Raw genomic sequence first — 22,248 nt, forward strand, 5'->3', positions numbered from 1 at the left:
TATGTTTTTTTATGAGCTTATTTATCATAAAAATTTTGAAAATGTAACTTTATGTAAGCAAAATATCATCCTTAAGATAGTAGAAATGGTCTTGTGGTTTGAGTGTTAAATATTTATACATTAAGACATTAAGGATTTACTAGCCATGCCAAAAAGGAAATGGCTTTTTGCCATCCTATTTTCTATTACATTATCGATAAGTTTACTTTGTGGGGGTTGGAGAAGCGATCGCGTCTTTGCACAATCGCCACAATATCAAGGTAAAAAATTTGTGATGGTCACGTCAGCGGACTATCCACCTTATGAATTTCGAGATACGGCTAGCGGTAGCGCTGATATTGTAGGTTTCGACGTAGACATTGCCAACTATATTGCTAAAGAGCTAGGGTTTCAACTTGAGATTAAAGATACAGATTTTAGCGGCATAATTCCGGCTGTGCAATCCGGTCGGGCTGACTTTGCGATGGCTGGGATGACACCAACAGCAGAACGGAGAAAAAATGTTGATTTTTCCGATATTTACTATGAAGCTAAAAATACAATTGTTGCTAGAAAAGGTAGTAACCTAACGACACCTGAAAGTTTAGCTGGAAAAAAAGTCGGCGTTCAATTGGGTTCTACTCAAGAAAAAGCTGCTAAAGAAATAAAGGGCGCGAATCTGGTAGCCCTTAATAAGACTGGTGAAATTATCCAAGAAGTTAAATCAAATCGTATCGACGCTGCAATTATCGAAGATACCATCGCTAAAGGTTTTATTGCCAATAACCCAGATTTAGAATTTAATACGGTTCCGAATACTGGGGAAGCAGGGAGTGCGATCGCTTTCGCCAAAGGTTCGCCTCTAGTCAATGACTTCAACCGCGTTCTGGCAGAAATGAAACAGAACGGTGAAATAGAAAGGTTGGTGACAAAGTGGTTTGAAAATAATGGAAAAACTGAAATTCCCGCCAGCAGTTCCAGCTTGGCTTTTGCTAAGATAACGCCTCGGATTCCTTTTATTCTAAAAGGAATATTAGTAACTCTCCAATTCACTGCTATCTCAGCAATTTTGGGCTTTATTTGGGGGACAATCCTCTCTTTATTTAAGATTTCTACCTTTAAACCACTGGTTTGGTTTGCAACAGCCTACACCTCTATCTTTCGAGGAACGCCGCTACTATTGCAAATCGCTTTAGTTTATTACGCAACGCCTCAGTTGATTGGCTACAATATTCCGGCATTATTAGCCGGTGTCATTACCTTTACTCTCAACTCAGGCGCTTACATTTCTGAAACAATTCGCGGCGGTATTCTTGCCGTTGATAAAGGTCAACAGGAAGCTGCTTTGTCTTTAGGAGTTCCCTATAGACCGATGATGCTGGATATTATCTTGCCACAGGCGATAAAAAATATTTTGCCAGCATTAGTAAATGAGAGTATTGCACTACTCAAAGACTCAGCATTAGTCTCTACAATTGGGGTAACTGACTTGTTACGCCGTGCCCAAATTGTGGGTGCAGAACAATATATTTACTTTGAACCTTTGCTATTTGCAGGTGCAATTTACTATTTAATGGTCATGAGTTTAACATGGGGGGGTTATGTACTCGAACGAAGATTACAACGCAGCAGTTAAGGTTGAAGATTTGCATAAATCTTTTGGAAATCTGAAGGTTTTGCAAGGAATTTCGACTGAGATTAGACACGGGGAAGTTGTGGCAGTGATTGGCCCTTCGGGTTCTGGTAAGTCCACTTTCTTGAGGTGCATGAATTTACTGGAAGTGCCAACTTCGGGTAAGATTTATATACAAGGAGCAGACATCACCTCACGAAAAACCGACATTATGAAGGTTCGGCAAAATGTCGGGATGGTGTTTCAACATTTCCATTTATTTCCTCACAAAACCGTCCTTTCTAATGTGACGTATGCGCCTAAAAAGGTAAAGGGCATTTCTTCGGAAGAGGCGCGGCGAGAAGGAATGGAACTGCTGAATAAAGTAGGTTTATCAGAAAAGGCTGATGTTTATCCTTCTAAGCTGTCAGGGGGGCAGAAACAGCGGGTCGCGATCGCGCGTTCCTTGGCAATGAAGCCAGATATCATGTTGTTTGACGAACCGACCTCGGCACTCGACCCGGAAATGGTGAAAGAGGTGCTAGAGGTGATGAAAGACCTCACCAAAACTGGTATCACAATGGCAATTGTCACCCATGAAATGGGGTTCGCGCGAGAAGTTGCCGACCGCATTTTGTTTCTTGATGGTGGAAAACTGGCTGAAGATTCACCACCTAGTAAGTTCTTTACAAATCCAGACTGCGATCGCGCTAAGCAATTCTTGGATAAAATCTTGTAAAAGATAATCGTTAGAGGCTGCATTCTTTCTGTATACACTTGGGCTAATCTACCACGCTCCTCAGCAATTTAGGCAGCCTCGTTCGCTCATTTGAGTAATAAACCAGTTAGTTTTTAAGCAATTGTTGTAGTTTCTGCCGTAGTTTTGCTGTTGTTTCTACTGTCTCTTCGTCTATTACCCCCTTATTTACCCAAAGTTGATTGAAAAACTTCTGTATTTTTATATAGATAAGTAACTTAAATTACAAATACTAGTCTTGAAAATATATTTCTAACTAAATACTTCTGCTTCGATTACTCTTCATTTATCCTGAAATTAGTAGATACAAATTGACAGCGCTCTAAATATATCTTAGCAACTTTATCCATCGGGTTATACCATAAACAATCTTGAAAGAGTTGTGCAGCTTCATGAAACTTTTGATTTTTGTAAAATAACAAAGCTTTTTCAAATATTGTTTTTGCGCTTAATTTACCATCTTTTAATTCCGCTAAATCCCCATCGAATACTTCATAAACTGTTACTTCTTCGGATTTACCTTTTATTTTCACCCGATCGATAATGCGGATGAAATAATCAGATGAATTTTGTAACTGTAAGAAAGTCTGATGACTGATTAATAATGACACTCCATACTCTTTCGTCAATCCTTCAATACGGGAGGCTAAGTTGACAGCATCGCTAACGACAGTGCCCTGCATCCGGTTATTTCCTCCCACCGTACCCAGCATCAAAGAACCCGTATTGATGCCAATTCCGATTTGAATTGGATGATAACCAGCTTGGGCGCGATGCTGATTATACTCGGCAAGATTATGTAGCATGGTAATGGCTGCTTTAATCGCATCATCTGCACTGCCGCTAAACAGCGCCATAATCCCATCACCGATATATTTATCAATGAAGCCATTATTCTCGGTAATAGCAGGCTCCATGCGGCTTAAAAAGGCATTAATAAATTGAAAATTGTCTGACGGCGTCATTTTTTCTGATAGTGCAGTAAAGTCTCGAATGTCGGCAAATAATACCGACATTTCCTGCTGCACTTGGTCGCCTAATGTGACATCAATAATGCTTTTTTTCTTCAAAAACTGAAGAAATTCACGGGGTACAAACCGCTCGTAAGCAGTGTTAAGTTGATAAAGTTGATCGATTAACTGAATTCGCTCTGCTTCTGCCTTCTTGCGTCGCGTGATATCTTGAAAGGCAGCGATCGCGTAGACAATTTCGCCCTTCTCATCAAAAATTGGCGTTGCCCACACCTCTATCGGGATAATCTTGTCTGCTTGGCGAACCTCCATATCATCAACAGTCGAGCAGGAGCCACTCAACGCCAGCGCTAGGGGCTGTTGGGCATTCGGGTACAACCGATCTGTCCCTGCCACATAAGCTTGATAAAGTTCTGGCAGTTGAGCGGTGGTGTCTTCCGGGACGATGCCCTTGCCGAGAAGCCGCTGTGCCGTATGATTGGCGTAGTAGGGTTTGCCCCTCGCATCAATCACGAAAACACCTACCGGCACGGCTTCTAGAAATTGAGCCAACCTTCTCTCGCTGGCACGTACTGCCTCCTCTGCTTTGTGATGCAACTCAGCTTCCACCCTATCGGAATGTTCCGTAGTCGTCTCCAGCAAAATTTCCAAATCGATCTTATCTCTAGTAACGATTGTCAAAAGAGACTGGAGCGCGGCTTGACTCGCTTGTAGTGCTTCTTCGGTACGCTGGCGTTCGGCAATTTCGGCTTGTAGCTGTTGATTGGACTGATGCAGCTGAGCTTCAACTATATCGGAGTGTTCTGTTGTCGTCTCCAGCAAGATTTCTAAGTCAGCTTTTTTGTTTTTTAAGTCTTCCAATTCCCGTCGCAGATTTGCGATTTCTAAAAACAGCTGTTCCCTTGAGGGTTGTTCTTCTTGCATCGCCTTACGATTTGCACTTCGACGAAAATGAACTTATCTAGTTTTCAGTGCCAGTATCTTAGCCTTGTAGGAGTTTTTATGCCAATTCCAGCTGTAAAGAAGGCATTAGCCGCTGCAAATTTTTCAACGACTTACTTTGCCAGGGGATATTCTTAGAGCCTTGTACAATCATCTGCATACTTTCTTTTTGACGCACATTGATGACAAATTTCGACAGAACATTGATTCCCGAACTATTCAAAAATTCTAGTTCCCGCAAATTCAAGGTAATTTTTGGTGGCTCTGAATCTACTAGCTCGTTAAGTAACTTTACGATTGGTGCATATTCTTCCATTCCGCTAAGTCGAAGCGAACCCTGAAAGATCGCTGTTTCAGTAACCGAGTCGTACCAAATGCTGTAATCTTCGGTCTTAATTTCCATTACGCATCAACTCCTTGCATATTCTGAACAACTCGGTAAGCTATACTGCCAACTGCACCATTGTGGTCACGGCGATCGCTTCCGGCTCCGACTCTTTTTGGATAGTCTCAAACTTCCAACCTAGCTTAGCCTGATAATCGTTCATCATTGTCAAAAAGCCTAGCCCAGATTCGCTCTCGCTCTCGTCTTCTGCATTTTTTTCTAGCTGGCGAAGATAGAACTCGCTCGGATCGCAGGTGGTTAACTCTGTGATAAATGCCTGAAACTTAGCGATCGCGCTTGGATTGATATTGTTCGTACCAAGGAATACCAGGCGATCGTTATGCATTTGCAGCCGAATACTGATAGGTTGCACTGATATGTCATCGTTAAATTTCATCGCATTCTCTAGCAACTCATTAGCGATAAAACTAACAGCACTTTTTATCTCTGCTTTTGGGTCGGTTTCGGTCGTATTTTTATTACCAGGAAAGAAAGTTGCAAAATAGTCAGCCATAAAATCAGCCGATAAACCATTATTGCGCCAGCGTTGCTTTAGGGGGATGGAGGTAGGCGAAAATACAATTGTTAAGCCTTCCTGACTGCTTGGAAGCTCGTCCCTGAAGTCTCCGAATATTTGAATCATATCAATTTGGTAATTGGTAATTGGTAATTGGTAGTTGGTCATATTTTGAGTTCTAAGTCTTGAAATATAGTGGTTACTCCTCTCGCTTACAATACATTCTGCTACTTGCTTCTTAACCGCCTCTTTGAAAAGCAAAGAAGGGGAATATGGAACTGCTCCCTGGTTTTCGGGCAGCGGCAGAGGTGGGATTAAACTGTACTGCATCCAAACGAGAATTACTATAAATAATTCCTTTTAACTCAACATTCATTACCAATTACGCATTTTTGCTTGAACATCGCGAAGATGATTTGCTTGTACATTGGCTCATTGATTTGCCTCTGTACAGCTAATCGGAATCTCAATGTGGAATTCTGTTCCTTGCCCTAGTTCAGAGATACATCCAAGCTGTCCCCCATGTTTTTCTACTACAATTTGATGACTGATTGAGAGACCCAATCCAGTGCCTTTGCCGACTTGCTTGGTTGTAAACAAAGGTTTAAACAACTGTTGCTTTGCCTCTTCTGAAATACCAACTCCATTATCTGCAATCCGAATCAAAATATGAGAGAAATTAAGCCCAAAGAATGAAGAATCAACTAATTTATTTTCAGTTTTTACCCTTAGATTATTCTGCTTTATTTCCGTGCTAATCCGAATAGTAGGCACAAGTTTTTGATTTTTCCTGAAAATTCCAGAAGCTATTGCTTCTTCTAGCGCATCAATGGCATTGGCAATGAGATTCATGAACACTTGATTAAGTTGTCCGGCATAACACTCAACAAGCGGGATATTTTCATATTCTTTAATTAATGTAATTTCTGGACGATTTCCGTTTGAATTTAAGCGATGCTTCAAAATTAGTAGAGTGCTATCAATGCCATCATGAATATTAAAAAGTGTCTTTCTGGATGTATCTGCACGAGAGAAGGTTCGCAGAGACACGCTAATTTGATGGATACGATCTATTCCTATTTTCAGAGAAGAAAGTATTTTAGGCAGGTCTTCTGCTAGGAAATCAACATCCATAGCTTGTGCCTCTGATTGGATTTCTGGTACTGGATTTGAATAATGCTGTTGGTAAAGTTTTAACAACCTAAGCAAATCGCAGGTGTAGTCGTAGACATAAGTGAGATTGCCAGATAAAAAATTAACTGGATTATTGATTTCGTGGGCAATTCCTGCGACTAATTGACCAAGAGAAGACATTTTTTCACTTTGTATTAATTGAACTTGAGCTTGCTGCAAATCGCGCAGCGATCGCGCTAACTGTTGAGCTTTTTCTCGTTCTCGCGCTTCGCTTGCCCTTAGAGATTGCTCAATCTGCTTGCGCTCAGTGATATCAATAATGGTTCCCTCGTAGTAGAGTAAGGTGCCGTTGGCATCACAAATCCCGCGAGTATTCTCGGAAACCCAGATGATGCTGCCATCTTGGCGATAAATTTGATACTCGAATCCTTTAACTTCACCCTGTTTGGTTAATAAAGCTAAGAGGTTCTTGCGGCATTTCGGGTCAACATAAACTTGATCTTTGATTTCTGGAATGCTACTCATCATCTCCTCAGGAGACTCATAGCCGTAAATTTTTGCCAGTGCCGGATTGACACAAATGTAGTGCCCGTCTAATGTAATCTGGAAAATCCCCTCAATGGCATTTTCAAAGATACTGCGATACCTCGTTTCCGCTTGTTGCAGCGCTTCCGCGGATCGCTTGCGCTCGGTGGTGTCTTGAAAGGCAGCAATCGCATAAGCAATATCGCCCCGGTCATCAAAAATGGGGGACGCCCACACCTCTATGGGAATTATTTTGTCTGTTTGATAAATCTCCGTATCGTCAACGGTTACTTTTTCGCCTCTCAACGCTCGTATAATTGGCAGGCGATCGCTGGGGTACAATTGCTCTGTGCCTGCGAGATAAAGTTGATAAGTCTCTGGCAATTCCTCGACAGTGGCTTCTGACATAATGCCTTTGCCTAGGATTTGCTGTGCCGTCTGATTGGCGTAGTAAGATTTACCGCTAGCATCAACCACGAAGACGCCCACTGGCAGGGCTTCCAGAAATTGCGCCAGCCTGCGATCGCTTTGTTTTCCCGCCTCCACTGCCTTGTCATACAACTGCGCTGCAACCGTATCCGAGTGTTCGGTAGTATTCTCCAGCAAGATTTCCAAGTCAACTTTTTCTCTTTTCAAGTCTTCCAATTCTTGGGACAAGCTTTCTATCTTCAAAAAGAGCTGTTCTGTTAATGATTTTTCTTCCTCAATTGCCATAAATTTTTATCTTTGCCAAAAAATGAATTACCCTAGCAAGGGATATTTTTAGAGTTTTGTATCACTATTTAAATATTCCCTTTCTTAGGGGCTTTTGTAACAAACTTTACAGAACATTTACTTACAAACTGGTTAAAAGTTCTAGCTCCAGCAATTTGAGTTTGAGAGCGGCAGCAAACTCACGAAAGATAAAGTGCAAGTTCTATACAAACAGCGCAGACTACAGCCTTTGGTGTGAAGGCAATGCAAGCTGTTTTGCATCTACAACAGATAAGAAGTCAAACTCGGCTTATTTCTGTTTAAGAATCAGCAAAGTGATGTCATCGTAAATTTTTTGCTCACCGATATGCCGTCGCAGATCCTCAATCACAGCTTGTTTAATTTCCTCAACGGTCTGTTGGCAGCTGCGGCTGACTATGTCGCACAGCCGATCTAACCCGTATTGCACCTTGAATCTATTTTCGGCTTCAGTAATGCCATCGGTGTACAGCACCACGACGTCCCCTGAGTGCAATTGCAACTGAATCTGGGCAACGAAATTGGTAATGTCTGCTTCTAGCCCAATCGGGAAGCCTAAATCAACCGTGTCTATCCGTTCCACCTGACCGCCGGAACGCACAACAATCATTTCTTCGTGTTGCCCCGTCAGGCGTAGCGTTCCCCCTTGGTAGTCCAATAAGGAAAGGCTAAGATTTTTATCGGAACTCATCCGCTGCACATTGTGATAAATAGTGCGGTTGAGTACGTCCAAAAATTTTTTGGGGTCGGTTTCGTTGTTTTCCAGTAGCGTCCGGACTGCTGTCTGCACCATGATCGTTAAGACGCCGCTTTCGAGTCCGTGTCCAGTGACATCGCCGATCCCGATTTTGACTTTATCCTCATAATTGAGTACATCGTAGTAGTCGCCGCCTACCTCTTCGGCAGGTTCCATAAAGCTGGCAATCTCCAGTCCAGGAAGCGATTCAAGTTCTTGCTGTTTAGGCAATAGCATCTGTTGCAGTCGGCGCGTTACGGCTAACTCAGCGCTCATGCGGATATTGTCGGCTTGAAGACGTTCGTTGAGGGCAAGAATCTCGGCGTTGGCGTGAGCGAGTTCGCTGGTGCGTTCGTCAACTTTTTGTTCCAAAGTGTGGCTGTAATTCCGCACCGCCTCCTCAGCTTGCTGGCGTTCGGTAATATCGCGCACCAGTACTACATACTCTTGAAAGTCCTGATTGAAACGGTTAGAGACGGCTGCCTCAACGATGGTGGGATGTTCGGGCGTTTTTAGGGTATGTTCGCTCCGACTCGACCAATTATCTGGTTGACCTGCCAAGGCGGGAAATATCTGGTTGAGACGACATCCTAGGAGATTGGGAGCGATCGCTTTTAATAGTTGCTCGGCGGCTGGGTTGGCTTGCCGAATAACGCCCTTTTCATCGACGACGAGAATCCCGTCAATGGCAATATTAAACAAATGCTCAGACTGTTCTCTGGCTTCGACAATTGCCATGACTTGGGGCAAACTTGTCCAGCAAGCGATCGCTACCCCAACAAAGGCAGCGATCAGCAGCATCACCACATAGAGATTGTTGCCATTCTGACCTAGGTCTACCGCCCCAATTCTGGCTCTAAACATCCAGCTAATCGTGGCAGCGCTACAGATCAGTAAGATCAGGATGACTACCTGAAACCCTACAAAATCGGATATTTTAGTTTGCGATCGCCCTCGGTAATGTTGAATCCACCAAGCAGCATGAAAGGGTGCCCACCGGATGCGGCGTATCACCCGATCTGCTGCCAAAATCCCTAGGGGAAATAGCAACCCAATCAAGAAGTCTTTCCAACCCCAAGCCAAACCCCCAACCACTAAGACAACGACTTCCAGCAAAAAGAAGACCCCCGACCACCAAGGCAGAAATACCTCCGGTCTCTTTCGGCGCAGCCACAGTGCTAAATGTACCGACATGATAGACACAAACCAGCCGGTGTTACTCACCACCGCAATCCGGGCGACATCCCCCCAAGCTAGACAAATGAAAGTGAACAACAACGTCAGCACCAAAGCGGGACCGAATACACCCCGTCGGGACACCACAGCGAACACGGGAGATAAATGTCCGTCTGTAGCAAGTTGGTACAGCATTCGGGGACAGTTGGAAAGCACCGTCGCGCAACTCAGAAGCGACCCAGCAGCGAGAAAAAAGGTAACGATGATCGCTGCCGACTGCCCCCAGAACGGCGTAGAAACTGCTAACAAATTTAAGAAAGTGTCACTACCCAAACCTGGGTCGGTTGCTAAGCGCATCAGTACCCAGGAACCCCCCAGAAAGATGGGCGGCATGATCCAACAGGAGATACTTAGAAACCGCAACGTTTCATCAGGGCGTCGGCTATCAGCAACAAATGCAGACGCAGATTCACAAGCGTAGGTCGTGTAGGTGACGAAGAATAACCACTTCGCCCAATCCACAAAAGAGGGAGGCGACCAACTGGATGGGAAAAACCCAGGACTTGCTGGGGAAATGGCTAACCAGCCGATGCCAAATAGACAAAAAGCGAGTAAAAGTCCAATTGCCGGGATAACAAAAAATAAGTGCAGGATACTTAAAGCGCGGGTGCCGCTAAACGCCAAAATAAACGCGATCAGCGTCAAGCCAACTTTCACAAGAGTATCGGGACAAGCAATTCCTAAAGGCTCCAGGTTTACCTTAATGAGTTCTGTAAGGACAACCACGTTAATCGCCAGCGTCGAAACCCAGCTGAAGAAGTAACCAACTGCCGCGTAACGGGCTAACCCCGGATAGTGCTTTAGCAATCGGGTGGTATAGTTGGGCGTTCCTCCGGCTACGTCAGGAAAATGCCTGCCTAAGCGTTTTACTTGCAGGTTTAGCAAGATGCCAAGGATCGTTCCTGGCAACCAGACAAAAATAGCCCCCGTACCGAGAGCAATGTGCAGTACGGGGGCTATGGCAGGCCAAGAGATATGAGCTGTTACACCAAAGCCCCACGTTTCCAGAGAGCTAAGACTGCGGGGTAAGCGCGGGGCTGAGTACCGATTCGGAGGCGCAGAGTCTATGATTGTCGGCAATGGTGTTGAGGTCATCAGGTTTATTCGTATTTTTATGTCAATTTATTTTTAACGCTTGACAATGAGAGCGATCGCGCTATTGAAATTTTGAGGAATTAATCGTAATCGGCTACTTTTTTAAATTTATATATCGAATCATTTCTGTTTAAGAACTTGCAAAGCGTTGCAGATTTTCAACACAACGCTGTCCTAGTCAGTATTGCATCCCAGCCCTGTTTTCGGCTTCGGTAATTTCATCGGTTCTACCGATTTATTTTCTCTAGATACACTTATCCATCTATAGCAATCCTATTTGAGTTGTGAGCCAGCGGTTTAGATCTCCGACTTCTCGAATAAGTCGGAGATTTTGCCTTCACGAATCATTTATAACTGCTAGATTCATGGTTAGTTGTTCTTGGGGTTGCGATCAATCCTGAATTAGGAACTATAAAATAAAAATTAAATATTTAAAAGCAATACTAATATCAAATTACATTCATAAGCGACTTAAACCGTTTTACTTTATGTCTGTAACAGAAGCGTGTTACCCCTAATTGGAGGTTTCTGTTGTTTTGTTGAGTGCGCTGTATTTCAGAATTTACGCCTGTGGAAACATTTTCATTTCGCACTCTCCAAACTGCTAAATTTCCTGTATTAAGCGATTCAAGGAACGCCCGACGGTTCCACAGGACGAATAATTGCTGGGGTAGTTGGTTGTGCTGGTTGGAAGATTGCTTTAAGTGCTTCTTCTAGAGTTTCTGCCATAACAATACGGTTTTCGTAGGCAACAATCACTCTCACTAAAGTCGGCAGACTATTTTGTTCGGCTTCCAAATAAAGAGGTTCGACGTAGAGAAGCGATCGCTCAATCGGAATTACTAACAAATTACCTTGTATTGCCCTTGCTCCCTGCCGATTCCAGAGAGAAATTTGCTGAGAAATAACCGGATCTTGGTTGATTAAAGCTTCGATTTGCTCGGTTCCGTAAACCAGTTGTTGCTTGGGAAACTCGTAAAGTAACAACTTGCCGTATTCATTTCCATCGGAACGTGCCGCCAACCAGGCGATTAAGTTAGTGCGTTGCCTAGGTGTGAAAGGCAGGAGAAGAATAAATTCTTCTTCCTGGGCCGTCGGCAGTTTCATAATCAGGTAGTAAGGTTCCACGGGTCGCGGTTCGCTGCCATAAATCTCAGTCGGAACCTGCCACTGGTCTTCCCGGTTGTAGAACACCTGGGGGTCGGTCATGTGATAAGTCCGCAACCGTTCCGACTGAATGCTAAAAAAGTCCACTGGATAGCGGAGATGACTCCGCAGGGAAGCGGGCATCACATTTAATGGTTTTACCAGATCGGGAAAGATAGCAGTCCAGGAGTTAATAATCGGGTCTTGGGGGTCGGCAACGTAAAAATTAACCGAACCGTTATAGGCATCGATGACGACTTTGACAGAGTTGCGGATGTAATTAAATTGGTTTTCGCCAGGATCGGAGTAAGGATAGCGATCGCTTGTTGTATAAGCGTCAATAATCCAGTAAATGTAATTTTGCTCCTTCGATGCATCGGTCTTGGCAACCACTAAGTAGGGGTCGCTGTCAAACCGCAAGAAAGGCGCGATCTTCTGAACTCGCTGTGCAATATTGCGGCGAAACAACAGCTTGGTTTGCGGTGTGAAATTCCGCGTAAACATCATCTGCCAGTCTTTCAAATACTCGGCAAATAAAAGACGCCGCCACCACGAACCGATGGAGACGCCGCCAGTACCATCGTAAGTGTTATAAACATTCTCGTTGCCACTGGGATAATCTAACTCTTCGACTGTCGTTGGCGTCATCACATAAGTATTCGTGAGTTCGCCGTAGTAAATCCGAGGTATCCCAATCGGAATGCTGGCTCGAATCCGTTCGCTAGATACATTTAAGGCGCTGTTGTCGGCAGCATCCGGATTGGTGGCTATGTCTTTAACAAAATAATCTGGTAGTCCACCAGGGCCAACTCTATTGACCGGACTGAGGGTAAATCCATAACCGTGAGTGTAAATTAAATGTTTGTTTACCCAAGTCTTTGCTTCTGGGGGAACGGCACTGTAATCTAACTCTCTAGCAGCAATAATTGCTTGTTGCCTTTCGGTCTGCTCGGTTTCCTCTGAGGCTACTATCTTCAAAGTATATCGGTCAATGTCAGCGTCAGGAAACTTGTAATAGAGACGGATTTGTTGTAATTGGCGATTTGTTTCTAGAAGTGGGCGCTTATCCCAAAGGCGAATATTGCGAATCGTCAGTTCATTTTGCTGGAGGTCTGCGGTAGTAAGATTTCCTTGAGGGTCGAAAGTTTGAACTTCAATATTCTCTAAATTAAATGCTGCCCTCGTAAAGGCAATACTGTGTTTAATATAGATTCGTTCCCGTGCCAGTTCATTAGGTTGAACGATGAGGCGTTGCACCACTGTGGGTAATCCAATTAGAAATGAAAAATTAAAAATTAAAAATGCCAAGAAAATAATTTTTAATTTAAGAACTTTTATTTTTAATTGAAGTGTTTGCCACAACAGGAGAAGTGCGAACGCTAGTGAAAATAAACTTAACCCTGTATATAGTGGCAATCGCACGGTGACATCGGTGTAACTGGCACCATAGGTAACGCCGGTGGTGGAATACAGCAATTGATAGCGCAATAACCAATAGCCGAGAGCGAGAGCAGTACATAGGCAACCGCCGAGTCCGCACAAATGACGCATCTGGGATTTGGAAAACCCTAGAAATCTTCCCTCACTAAAACTACCTCCAGATAGCAAATAAATTAGAGTGACTGCTGCAAAACAATACAAAAATAGTCCGAAAAACCAAAATTCTAGTAATTCCCAAACAGGTAACTGAAATGCATAAAAGCTGATATCTCTTCCAAATAAGGGGTCAACGCTGTTAAAACTGGTGGGATGAAAATACTGTAAAATTCTCGCCCAGTGGCTTGACAGCACCAGCCCAAAGAATAAACTGAGGACAAGCGCGATCGCAGTTAACAAAAACTGTGAATAAATCAACACCAGCGCCGCCGATACCAACACCACGACAACCTGCCAGATGCTAAAGTGCGTCTTTCTACCTATCTGCCATATCAACTCAGGTTGAAACCAAACTGGCAAAAGGGGAGATATGGTCGGCAAGCTGGCATTAGAATGCCAATAACTCGCGGCTATTTGACCATAGTGCAGCAACATCAACCCAATTGCTAAACTAAGTACCGCTAGCAAAGACAAAAGCGATCGCAATTTCAGGGCTGAGGACTGAGGACTGATTGAAGAAAAGGATTCTCTCTGATACTCTTCGGTTAAGACTCGATCCTCTCCAACCCCCGCGCTAACGCGCTGCTTCCCCCTTAAAAAAGGGGAATCAAAGCCCCTTTTTTTAAACCCTGTTGGGGGAATCTCTTCAGAATACTTAAGATGATGGGCGAGATATAGATTACCCAGTAAAAAGCCAGCGGTAACGATTAACGCGATCGCCCACAACCCTGCTTGAGTGCTTACCCTGAGAAGAAACGCCGGTAGATATCCGACTTCCTGAAACCAAAAAACATCTGCTACTAGGTAAGCGACTAGATCGAAGGCTAGCCACAGTCCTAGTAGCAGTAAAAGTCCTGGAAAAATTCGATTCATTATTCATTGTTCGTTGTTCTTTGTTCGTTGTTCATAGAAGTTGCCATGAACCGTGAACGATGAACCCCGAACGATTAGCTAAATTGTTCGCCTATATCCAGGTTAAACAGAGTTTGGAGTGCCTGCATCGCTTTGCGTCTAGCTTCGATATCCTGTTGCGATCGCAGTTGTACCATCGGATCGTGCAGAATTTTATTGACAATTCCGCGCGTTAGTGCTTCGATGACTTCTTGATGTCTTTCGGCAAATTCCGTACCCAAGCGAGACAAAGCTTTTTCTAACTCTTGAGTGCGAATCGTTTCCATTTTATCGCGCAGGCAGCTGATGGTAGGAACGGTTTCAAGCGATCGCCACCAAAGATCGAAGGCTTCCACCTCTTCTTCTAGCAATTCCTGGGCTTCCATTGCCATCTTGCGGCGGCTTTCGTGATTCTGAGCCACCACTGCCTTTAAGTCATCGACATTAAACGCCTGCACGTTGTCCAGCTCGTTAACATCCCCATCCACATTACGCGGCACGGAAATATCAAAGATCATCAAACCTCGGTGCGCTTCCAGGTGAATTTCCAGTTTCGATCGATTCAACAGGGGTTCTGTGGAAGAGGTACTGGTAAACACTAAATCCGAGGAAGCGATCGCTGACATCATTTCTGACAGTGGATACAGTTGCAACTGTGCCTCTGGGAACTGATTCGCCAATTCCTGTGCCCGTTGCATAGAACGGTTCAACACCGAGATGTGAACCGCTCCTTTTGCCAGTAAATGTTGCACTAACAGCCGGGACATTTTCCCCGCACCTAGAATCATCACTCGGCAAGCTGCCAAGTTCTGGGCTTTGATCTGGGCTAACTCTACCGCTGCTGAACTGATGGAGACAGCACCCGTACCGATACTGGTTTCCGTCCGAACTCGCTTCCCAGCAGTCAGTGCTTGCTTGAACAACCGATTCAGGATGCTACCAATGCCCTTGTATTGCTGTCCCAGTTTGTGAGTATGTTTCACTTGCGCCAGGATTTGCCCTTCCCCCAGCACCAAACTATCTAAACCTGCTGACACTCGCATCAAGTGCATGACTGCATCTTCATGCAACAAAACAAACAAGTGTTGCCGCAGTTGATGGAGGGGAAATTTGCTGTGTTCGGAAAGAAATTGGGTGACTTCCCGAACGCCCTGTTCGGTTTCATGAGCAACGATGTAAATTTCCAGGCGGTTGCAGGTGCTAAGAATCGCGACTTCTGCAATGTGGGGGTAGCTCATGAGGGCAAGAGTTGCACCTTCACACGCTGGCTCTGGAATACTTAATTTTTCCCGAATCTCAACCGGCGCTGTTTTATGGCTAAGACCTACGACTGCAATATTCATTTGCTAATTGCTAATTACTAATTGCTTATTGGGTTGATGGTTAAAAGATTAGAAGATTGAAGATTGAAGGGTGAAGATTGAAGGTTGAAAGTTAACCTGCACGACCTTCAACCTGCAACCTACAACCTGCAACCCGATTTCCGATTATCCGCAGACTACCTCAATTGCAGTTGCTTCGGCTCTTCAAACATGTGGATCGTATCAACAAAGCGGGCGGTCTGCGACTGGCTGGAAATGACCAAGCTTTGAGTCCGTGCCCCACCCTTGAAGAACCGGACGCCTTCCATGAGCGTACCAGGAGTGATACCACAAGCTGCAAACAGAACTGTCTTGCCAGAGGCGAGTTCCTCAGCACTGTAAACTTTGTCTGGGTCTGTGATGCCCATGCTATTAAGCCGTGCGATATTGCTCTCTCTGCTCTCTCCGATCAATCCAGTTTTCACCACATCTGGATCGTAGATCAGCTGACCTTGGAAGTGTCCACCCAGACAGCGCAAAGCGGCTGCTGAGATGACGCCTTCGGGTGCAGCACCAATTCCCATCAAAGCGTGAATATTGGTACCGGCAAAGGCGCAGGAGATGGCAGCAGAAACGTCACCATCGCTGATCAGTCGCACTCTGGCTCCCGCTTGCCGGATTTCTTGAATCAGTTCTTTGTGACGAGGGCGATCCATCACTACGACCACCAGTTCCTCAATCGAGCGACCCAGGCACTCTGCGAGAATCTTCAGGTTTTGGGTGGCGGACTTGTTAATATCAACATGACCGCGTGCCACTGGGGGCGCTGCCAGCTTTTTCATGTAAAAGTCAGGAGCGGCAAACAAACCGCCTTTTTCAGCAATTGCCAGAACTGCCATTGAACCATTTTGACCGTAGGCAACGAGGTTGGTGCCTTCGCAGGGGTCAACGGCAATGTCAATCTCAATTAATTCATCTGGGTTGCAATAAGTTTTGGCATCTTCGCGGGTACAGATACCAACTTCTTCTCCGATATACAACATGGGGGCATCATCCCGTTCGCCTTCACCGATGACGATCCGACCCCGCATATAAATTTTGTTCATCCGCTCCCGCATGGCTTCCACCGCGACTTGGTCAGCGATGTTTTTTTCGCCTTTTCCCATCCACCGGGAGGATGCGATCGCAGCTTGCTCAACTACCTCTATAATTTCTAATCCCAGCGTGTTTTCCACAAAAATTATCCTCTCAACTGCTTGATTTAGCGTCGTTTCATCTGGCGATTCCAGTTAGAAGTCTATCAGAGGGGGGATACCCAAAGCTGGAGATTAACGGCTTGGTTTATGTTAACTTTTGTAATTCGTCCGGCTGATGGGTCATGGGTCATTCGTTGGGAAATCACGAATAACTCATGACTCCTGGCTTTTTTTAGGGCAATTCAACCGATGTCGGTTTAGCAATGTGAGGCAGACCCCAACCGAGTTTTTCTCGTAAAATTCGGAAAAACTCAGGGGATTGCAAGCGGATGAATCGAGCTGAAAAAGGCGATCGCTCCAGATACACCCGATCTTCTGGCAATACATAGCACCCAGCATTGCCATCTACCACCATCACCAGTCGGTTAGGATTTGCGGGGAAAATTGTCACAGGTTCGCTATCTGCAAACACCAATGCCCTAGACGCCAGTGAATGAGGACAAATCGGTACTAACTGTAATGTCGGCACCCCAGGCGTCACCACCGGCCCCCCAGCACTCAACGAGTAAGCCGTCGAGCCAGTCGGGGTCGAGATAATCACCCCGTCTGCGGCAATATCCATCAGCGCGTGACGCCCAATCAGCACCTCAAAATGGCACATACTGGTGAGCGGTTCCCGATGAATCACCATTTCATTCAGGCACAGCGCTTCCCACAGCCGGACATTATCGCGAAATAGTTGCACCGCGAGCATCGCCCGCTCTTCGACTTCATACTCCCCAGCCATGAGCATTTCCAGCGCTTGCGGGATCTGGTTCACATAAGCTTCAGTGAGAAAACCCATGTGCCCAGTATTCACCGCCAGCAAGGGAATCCCGCAAGGTGCCACTTGGCGAAATGCCGCCAGAACCGTGCCATCTCCCCCTAACACCACGGCAAATTTCATCTCTTCATCAAAGCCGGGGGGAGCCAGGGAATCGATTGGGGTATGACATACCGGACGATCGGGGCGAGAATATCCCAAAATCCCACCGGAACCTGTTGTCATGCAAACTTCCCAACCAGCGGCTGTCAGCTTGTCTTTTAACTCTGTTGCAGCGCGACAAGCTACAGGTTTGGTGTCATTGTATATAATCCCTGCTTTGGGCACGCTTCGAGTCCGGTAGTAGTTCATTCTTAATTGTTAGCGATCGAGGATTGGTTTTTAGGTATGTAACCTATTAAAAACCAACAACTAACAACTCACTTTGTTTTGAGGCTGTAATCAGTTCAAGAGGTATAGGGCATCTTCTTTTTATTCTGCTTTTTATTTTTTGATTTTTCGTAATCAATTTCCTTGAGTTTTTTCAAGATGCGACTGAAGTAGTCTTGCAGGTATGCCTCCAAAGTCGTGATTTGGGCTGAGTCTATCCCGAAGACTTGATAAACCTCATCCATCGACGCATTCAGGGGTTTGCCGGTCGCTACCACTTCGGCAAAAGCCAACCGATCTGCTAGGTTCCAGCCCCATTCAAAAAAGCGAGCGATCCGTCGCACTGTCCGCAGTAAGCCCAAAGGCATCCGCGTCACCTTGGATTCTCGCCCAGAAAGACGTTCGCACAGGCGGATGATTTCATAAGCACCCCAAGCGCGAGAACCGACAATCGGGAAGGTTTTCTTTTCAGTTTCCGGAACCTTCAGGGCTTTGATTGCAAACTTAGCAATATCCTGAGTGTCCATGTAAGCCACCGGAGAGGTGTCCCCTGTCACCCATACAGCTTGTCCATCTAAGATCGGCACTGCATACTGACCAATCAGCCCTTGCATAAAGCCGCAAGGTCGCAAAATGGTGTAATTCAACCCGGATTCTGCTAAGAAAAGCTCCGTACACCGCTTGATTTCCATCAACGGGACATTGGGATACTTTTCAGCATCCAAGATGGAAAAGAAGATAAAACGATCAACTTTGGCAGCGCTGGCGGCTTGAATCAGCGCTACTTTGCCATCCCAGTCTACCTGTTTGATACTAGTGGCGTCTGTCGGTCGTGAAGTTGCCGCATCAATCACGGCTGTGACACCTTCAAAGGCTGCTTTCAGGCTTTCAGGATTGGTGAGATCGCCGCCGACTAACTCAGCGCCCCATTCTTTTAAAAATGCCGCCTTCTTCGCACTTCGTACCAGACAGCGAACTTGATAGCCCTCTTCTATTGCCCGACGAGCCACCTGTCTGCCCAGGGTGCCGGTGGCACCGACAATTAATAAAGTCATCTAGTAATTAGTAAGGAATCTTAAACTTTCTATAAGATATTATCAGAAATCTCAGAATTAACGCAAAGAAAGTTCACAAAAATAGTAATAAGAGCGATCGCGCACTTCAATTGCTAGTTGCTAATCCGATGAAAATGCCCAATAGTAAACTCTCGCCAGATGACAAAGCAACGGGCGAGGAACAAATCAACGATTCATTTTTATGGCAACGGACAAGCTACTAGGCGCGTTGATAGAACACGCACCGGCGTCGCTTGCCCTTGCTTTCAGGGGTTGCCCTTAGAGGGACTCGTTTTCGCCGCCTTGGATTTTGAGTAACAAAAAGCCTAGACCCAGACCCACTAAAATCAGGGTAGAGGACAATATAGCTGCATTAAAAATCTCACCGCTCATCGGTTGTAGGCTCCTTGGGAATCAATTAAAAAGTTTAGAGTATTTTAAACTGAAAGCTGTGAAAACTTTCTTTACACAAACACCTACCAATCTCACACAACGGCAAGAACGTCCTCGGTTAGCGGTAACACTGGGAGATCCGGCGGGGATTGGGCCAGAGGTGGTGCTGAAGGCGTTGGCAGATCCGATTACCGAAAATTGCGAGATTACTGTCGTTGGCAGTCGGGGACTGTTGCAAGAAACTTATCATCGATTGACCCGACAATGTAAGGGCAGGGTGCCGCGTCCCTCCCAGCTACAGGAGCAAAGCCTGTCTACACAGACTTTAGAAGCGGGTAAGGAGGCATCTGAGTTGGAGGCATCTGAGTTGGTGTCAGCACCGCTAGCAGACCCGGCACAGTTATCAATTCTTGATGTCCCACTGGACGGGGAAATAGAGCGGCAAATCAAGATTGGGACTGGGAATGCTGCGAGTGGCGCGGCAAGCTTTGCTTATATGGAAACTGCGATCGCGCACACGCTTTCGGGTGAGTTCCAAGGCATTGTTACTGGCCCGATTGCGAAATCTGCTTGGAAAGCCGCAGGATATGATTATCCGGGTCAAACGGAACTGTTAGCCAATCGTTCCGGCGTCCAGCGATTTGGGATGTTATTTGTGGCGCGATCGCCTCATACTGGTTGGACACTCCGCACTTTACTTGCCACTACCCATATTCCCCTCCGTCAAGTCGCTGAGGTGCTGACACCGCAACTGCTGACGAATAAGCTTGATTTGCTGGTGGAATGCTTAAAAGCAGATTTTGGGATAGAAAAGGCAAAGATAGCGATCGCTGGTCTAAATCCTCACAGCGGCGAACAAGGACAACTGGGACGAGAAGAAATCGATTGGTTAATCCCTTGGCTAGAGCAACAACGGCGACCCGCTCTGCAACTGGATGGCCCAATTCCCCCAGATACGATGTGGGTAAAGCCCGGTCAAGCCTGGTTCGGTTCAAATGGCATCTCATCGGCTCACGATGCTTACTTGGCGCTCTATCATGACCAAGGCTTAATCCCGGTTAAACTGATGGCATTTGACCGAGCGGTAAATACTTCTATCGGTCTTCCCTTCATCCGCACCTCTCCCGATCACGGGACTGCTTTTGATATCGCTAGTCAGGGAATTGCCGATGCTACCAGTATGAAGGCAGCGATTCAACTTGGGGCTGAATTAGCGGCTCGGAGGACAGCCGCGAACGCTATGTAGCTTTCGCTAGCGAATAAGGTATCGTCAGCCAGATTAATTCGAGAAGAGATTGTTCATGTTTGCATATTTGATTTTTAGCGCGATCGCTCAAAGCATCCACTTGAGCGCTCCAAAACTTCCTGCGTCTAAATCTGAGAACGAGCGAGCCAAGTTCGAGCGAATAGCAGCCTCAACAGTACCAACGAACTCCGCCTTCGCAGACTTAAGGTATTTAAAAACCGCACAGAGGGGTTTTGCCGTTTTACCTGTTGCTTATGTAGCCGCGAATTCTATTCACCGGGAACATTCTCTAGGGTTGGATGCTAAAAACGGTATCTCCTCACAAACACCATTTGTTAAAAGCGATCGCAATCAAAAGTTCTTTCCTTTTGGTTTTAAAGCAATTAGGAGTGCGCCAGGGGTTACACTTTATCACCAAAACTCTGATTATGTGCAAGTTGTTGATTTGAGCCAAGGCGCGTCTGTCAAATTCCTTTATGGCGAGATTACCAATCCCGGTAAGAAACAAGGCGCTTATGGAGGAAACGATCCTAAGTTGAGACGCCAAACGCTGACACAAGCCTGGAAAAATTTCTATTCTTTTAATAAAAAAGCTTTTTCGATAACGAATGGTCAGTTTTTCAGAAATGACACTAAATCCGCCACCATCACTAACTTAGCTTTTCCAGTTAAAGCCAATGGAATCATTATGAGTGACGGCTATGCAGGCGAAAGTGAATTTGCTAGCCAAAAGCTGATGCTTGCGGTTTGGAATAATCGCGCAGAAATTAGCGTTTTTAATGGTAAAAACTCTCTTTACTCTTCTTCAGCTCCTAATATCATTGTTGGCTTAAGCGAAAAAGCAAATAAATCTATAAATAAAAATTTGGGTAGAACTTTTATGGGAGTTAGAGATGGCGACTCTAACAGAATTTACGAAACAGTTTTAATTTTCAATTCGAGTGATTCAACTCAGTTTCATGCAGCTGAGACACTAAAAAAATTTGGTGCAGATAACGTAGTTATGCTCGATGGTGGCGGTTCTTCACAGTTGCTTGCTCAGGGTGTAAATTATATTACATCTAAAAGAACTATTCCCCAGACCATCGGTGTAGTAAGCGCTCCGTGAGTAAAGAGTAGACAGAAATAAGGATGCGATCGCAAGGAATGCCCTGTTGATTCAGGTAGGGTGCGATCGCATTTTTATTTTTTTGCTTTCTTCATTTTAAACCTTTGCAAATTAGGTAAACCAAGTAGATGGGGAAAAACTCTGCTCAGACGAGCTAGGAAGTTGATGTTTAATCCAATCTCTCTTCCTTTGGAGAATCTCAAAAATTCCTTGGCGAATTACTGTTTCTATGTGCAGCTTTCTTTCTCCAGAGCAGTAACGACGATTACATTTCTCTGAAATTTTTTGACCATCCTCGATCGCAGCGTATACGTTAGGAACTCGACTCAGGGTATAGGTCATTAATTCTTTATATAATCTAGAATTTAAAAAGGCTCCGTATTCAAAATACTCTTGTTCATTGTCTAAGATTTGAGCAATTTCATCGGCAACCCATAACATTGTTAAATTGATGGTTCGACAAGCCATTTTGACCTCAATTTTTATCGAATAACATTCTGATT

Annotated in this window: 17 protein-coding genes; 5 read left to right on the top strand and 12 right to left on the bottom strand. The window is 45.1% G+C overall.

What is annotated here, in order from left to right:
* Nucleotides 1-145 precede the first annotated feature (145 nt).
* Nucleotides 146-1,615, top strand: a complete 1,470-nt coding sequence (locus NC997_RS12185; protein WP_190525684.1) for an ABC transporter substrate-binding protein/permease — start codon at nt 146-148, stop codon at nt 1,613-1,615.
* The gene (locus tag NC997_RS12190; RefSeq protein ID WP_190525686.1) at nt 1,581-2,330 is read left to right on the top strand and encodes an amino acid ABC transporter ATP-binding protein; all 750 of its coding nucleotides are present in this window, start codon (nt 1,581-1,583) and stop codon (nt 2,328-2,330) included. The genes NC997_RS12185 and NC997_RS12190 overlap by 35 nt, the downstream gene beginning before the upstream one ends.
* Nucleotides 2,331-2,623: 293 nt before the next feature.
* On the opposite strand, the gene NC997_RS12195 is transcribed toward NC997_RS12190, so the two are convergent.
* The 10 genes from NC997_RS12195 to NC997_RS12240 all read right to left on the bottom strand — a co-directional run bounded on the left by NC997_RS12195 (nt 2,624) and on the right by NC997_RS12240 (nt 18,998).
* The gene (locus tag NC997_RS12195) at nt 2,624-4,243 is read right to left on the bottom strand and encodes an adenylate/guanylate cyclase domain-containing protein (RefSeq protein ID WP_190525689.1); all 1,620 of its coding nucleotides are present in this window, start codon (nt 4,241-4,243) and stop codon (nt 2,624-2,626) included.
* Between the two features lie 76 nt (nt 4,244-4,319).
* Nucleotides 4,320-4,664 carry a hypothetical protein gene (locus tag NC997_RS12200; protein WP_190440992.1) on the bottom strand — a complete coding sequence of 115 codons (345 nt, stop codon included), beginning with the start codon at nt 4,662-4,664 and terminating at the stop codon, nt 4,320-4,322.
* 40 nt (nt 4,665-4,704) lie between these two features.
* On the bottom strand, nt 4,705-5,289 hold the full coding sequence (locus NC997_RS12205) for a DUF6272 family protein (RefSeq protein WP_190525799.1): 585 nt from the start codon (nt 5,287-5,289) through the stop codon (nt 4,705-4,707).
* A 306-nt stretch (nt 5,290-5,595) separates the two neighbouring features.
* Complete coding sequence (locus NC997_RS12210) at nt 5,596-7,536, bottom strand: PAS domain S-box protein (RefSeq protein ID WP_190525691.1); 1,941 nt, start codon at nt 7,534-7,536, stop codon at nt 5,596-5,598.
* Between the two features lie 289 nt (nt 7,537-7,825).
* Nucleotides 7,826-10,621 carry a SpoIIE family protein phosphatase gene (locus NC997_RS12215; RefSeq protein ID WP_190525693.1) on the bottom strand — a complete coding sequence of 932 codons (2,796 nt, stop codon included), beginning with the start codon at nt 10,619-10,621 and terminating at the stop codon, nt 7,826-7,828.
* A 627-nt stretch (nt 10,622-11,248) separates the two neighbouring features.
* Nucleotides 11,249-14,236: a UPF0182 family protein gene (locus NC997_RS12220; RefSeq protein WP_190525695.1), complete on the bottom strand. Its 2,988-nt coding sequence runs from the start codon at nt 14,234-14,236 to the stop codon at nt 11,249-11,251.
* 74 nt (nt 14,237-14,310) lie between these two features.
* Entirely contained in the window at nt 14,311-15,597 is a 1,287-nt protein-coding gene (locus NC997_RS12225; protein WP_190525697.1) for a glutamyl-tRNA reductase, read from the bottom strand.
* 155 nt (nt 15,598-15,752) lie between these two features.
* The gene (gene glpX, locus NC997_RS12230) at nt 15,753-16,790 is read right to left on the bottom strand and encodes a class II fructose-bisphosphatase (protein ID WP_190415450.1); all 1,038 of its coding nucleotides are present in this window, start codon (nt 16,788-16,790) and stop codon (nt 15,753-15,755) included.
* Between the two features lie 193 nt (nt 16,791-16,983).
* Nucleotides 16,984-17,901, bottom strand: a complete 918-nt coding sequence (locus tag NC997_RS12235; protein ID WP_190415730.1) for an NAD(+) kinase — start codon at nt 17,899-17,901, stop codon at nt 16,984-16,986.
* A gap of 119 nt (nt 17,902-18,020) precedes the next feature.
* Nucleotides 18,021-18,998: an SDR family oxidoreductase gene (locus NC997_RS12240; protein ID WP_190415452.1), complete on the bottom strand. Its 978-nt coding sequence runs from the start codon at nt 18,996-18,998 to the stop codon at nt 18,021-18,023.
* 159 nt (nt 18,999-19,157) lie between these two features.
* Between NC997_RS12240 and NC997_RS12245 the strand changes: the two genes are divergently transcribed.
* Entirely contained in the window at nt 19,158-19,316 is a 159-nt protein-coding gene (locus NC997_RS12245; RefSeq protein ID WP_190525805.1) for a hypothetical protein, read from the top strand.
* Here the strand turns inward: NC997_RS12245 and NC997_RS12250 are convergent.
* Nucleotides 19,278-19,391 (bottom strand): PetM family cytochrome b6-f complex subunit 7, encoded by a 114-nt coding sequence (locus tag NC997_RS12250; RefSeq protein WP_190415454.1) that lies wholly within the window; start codon nt 19,389-19,391, stop codon nt 19,278-19,280. The two genes, NC997_RS12245 and NC997_RS12250, sit on opposite strands and share 39 nt — an antisense overlap.
* A gap of 58 nt (nt 19,392-19,449) precedes the next feature.
* Here NC997_RS12250 and pdxA point away from each other — a divergent pair, with 58 nt between their 5' ends.
* Together pdxA and NC997_RS12260 are read left to right on the top strand one after the other, a co-directional pair.
* Entirely contained in the window at nt 19,450-20,637 is a 1,188-nt protein-coding gene (pdxA, locus tag NC997_RS12255) for a 4-hydroxythreonine-4-phosphate dehydrogenase PdxA (protein WP_190525699.1), read from the top strand.
* Nucleotides 20,638-20,692: 55 nt separating this feature from the next.
* Complete coding sequence (locus tag NC997_RS12260) at nt 20,693-21,745, top strand: phosphodiester glycosidase family protein (RefSeq protein WP_190525701.1); 1,053 nt, start codon at nt 20,693-20,695, stop codon at nt 21,743-21,745.
* A gap of 111 nt (nt 21,746-21,856) precedes the next feature.
* Here the strand turns inward: NC997_RS12260 and NC997_RS12265 are convergent, their stop codons facing one another.
* Nucleotides 21,857-22,213 (bottom strand): hypothetical protein, encoded by a 357-nt coding sequence (locus NC997_RS12265; RefSeq protein WP_190525702.1) that lies wholly within the window; start codon nt 22,211-22,213, stop codon nt 21,857-21,859.
* Nucleotides 22,214-22,248 lie beyond the last annotated feature (35 nt).

The sequence above is a fragment of the Trichocoleus sp. DQ-A2 genome, from assembly GCF_039961915.1.
In the GTDB taxonomy this organism is placed as follows: Bacteria; Cyanobacteriota; Cyanobacteriia; order Cyanobacteriales; family FACHB-T130; genus FACHB-T130.

Excerpts from the sequence above, each read along its gene's own strand:
- NC997_RS12185 (WP_190525684.1), top strand. The coding sequence starts at position 146 with ATGCCAAAAAGGAAATGGCTTTTTGCCATCCTATTTTCTATTACATTA.
- NC997_RS12190 (WP_190525686.1), top strand. The coding sequence starts at position 1,581 with ATGTACTCGAACGAAGATTACAACGCAGCAGTTAAGGTTGAAGATTTG.
- NC997_RS12195 (WP_190525689.1), bottom strand. The coding sequence starts at position 4,243 with ATGCAAGAAGAACAACCCTCAAGGGAACAGCTGTTTTTAGAAATCGCA.
- NC997_RS12200 (WP_190440992.1), bottom strand. The coding sequence starts at position 4,664 with ATGGAAATTAAGACCGAAGATTACAGCATTTGGTACGACTCGGTTACT.
- NC997_RS12205 (WP_190525799.1), bottom strand. The coding sequence starts at position 5,289 with ATGATTCAAATATTCGGAGACTTCAGGGACGAGCTTCCAAGCAGTCAG.
- NC997_RS12210 (WP_190525691.1), bottom strand. The coding sequence starts at position 7,536 with ATGGCAATTGAGGAAGAAAAATCATTAACAGAACAGCTCTTTTTGAAG.
- NC997_RS12215 (WP_190525693.1), bottom strand. The coding sequence starts at position 10,621 with ATGACCTCAACACCATTGCCGACAATCATAGACTCTGCGCCTCCGAAT.
- NC997_RS12220 (WP_190525695.1), bottom strand. The coding sequence starts at position 14,236 with ATGAATCGAATTTTTCCAGGACTTTTACTGCTACTAGGACTGTGGCTA.
- NC997_RS12225 (WP_190525697.1), bottom strand. The coding sequence starts at position 15,597 with ATGAATATTGCAGTCGTAGGTCTTAGCCATAAAACAGCGCCGGTTGAG.
- NC997_RS12240 (WP_190415452.1), bottom strand. The coding sequence starts at position 18,998 with ATGACTTTATTAATTGTCGGTGCCACCGGCACCCTGGGCAGACAGGTG.
- NC997_RS12245 (WP_190525805.1), top strand. The coding sequence starts at position 19,158 with ATGACAAAGCAACGGGCGAGGAACAAATCAACGATTCATTTTTATGGC.
- NC997_RS12250 (WP_190415454.1), bottom strand. The coding sequence starts at position 19,391 with ATGAGCGGTGAGATTTTTAATGCAGCTATATTGTCCTCTACCCTGATT.
- NC997_RS12260 (WP_190525701.1), top strand. The coding sequence starts at position 20,693 with ATGTTTGCATATTTGATTTTTAGCGCGATCGCTCAAAGCATCCACTTG.
- NC997_RS12265 (WP_190525702.1), bottom strand. The coding sequence starts at position 22,213 with ATGGCTTGTCGAACCATCAATTTAACAATGTTATGGGTTGCCGATGAA.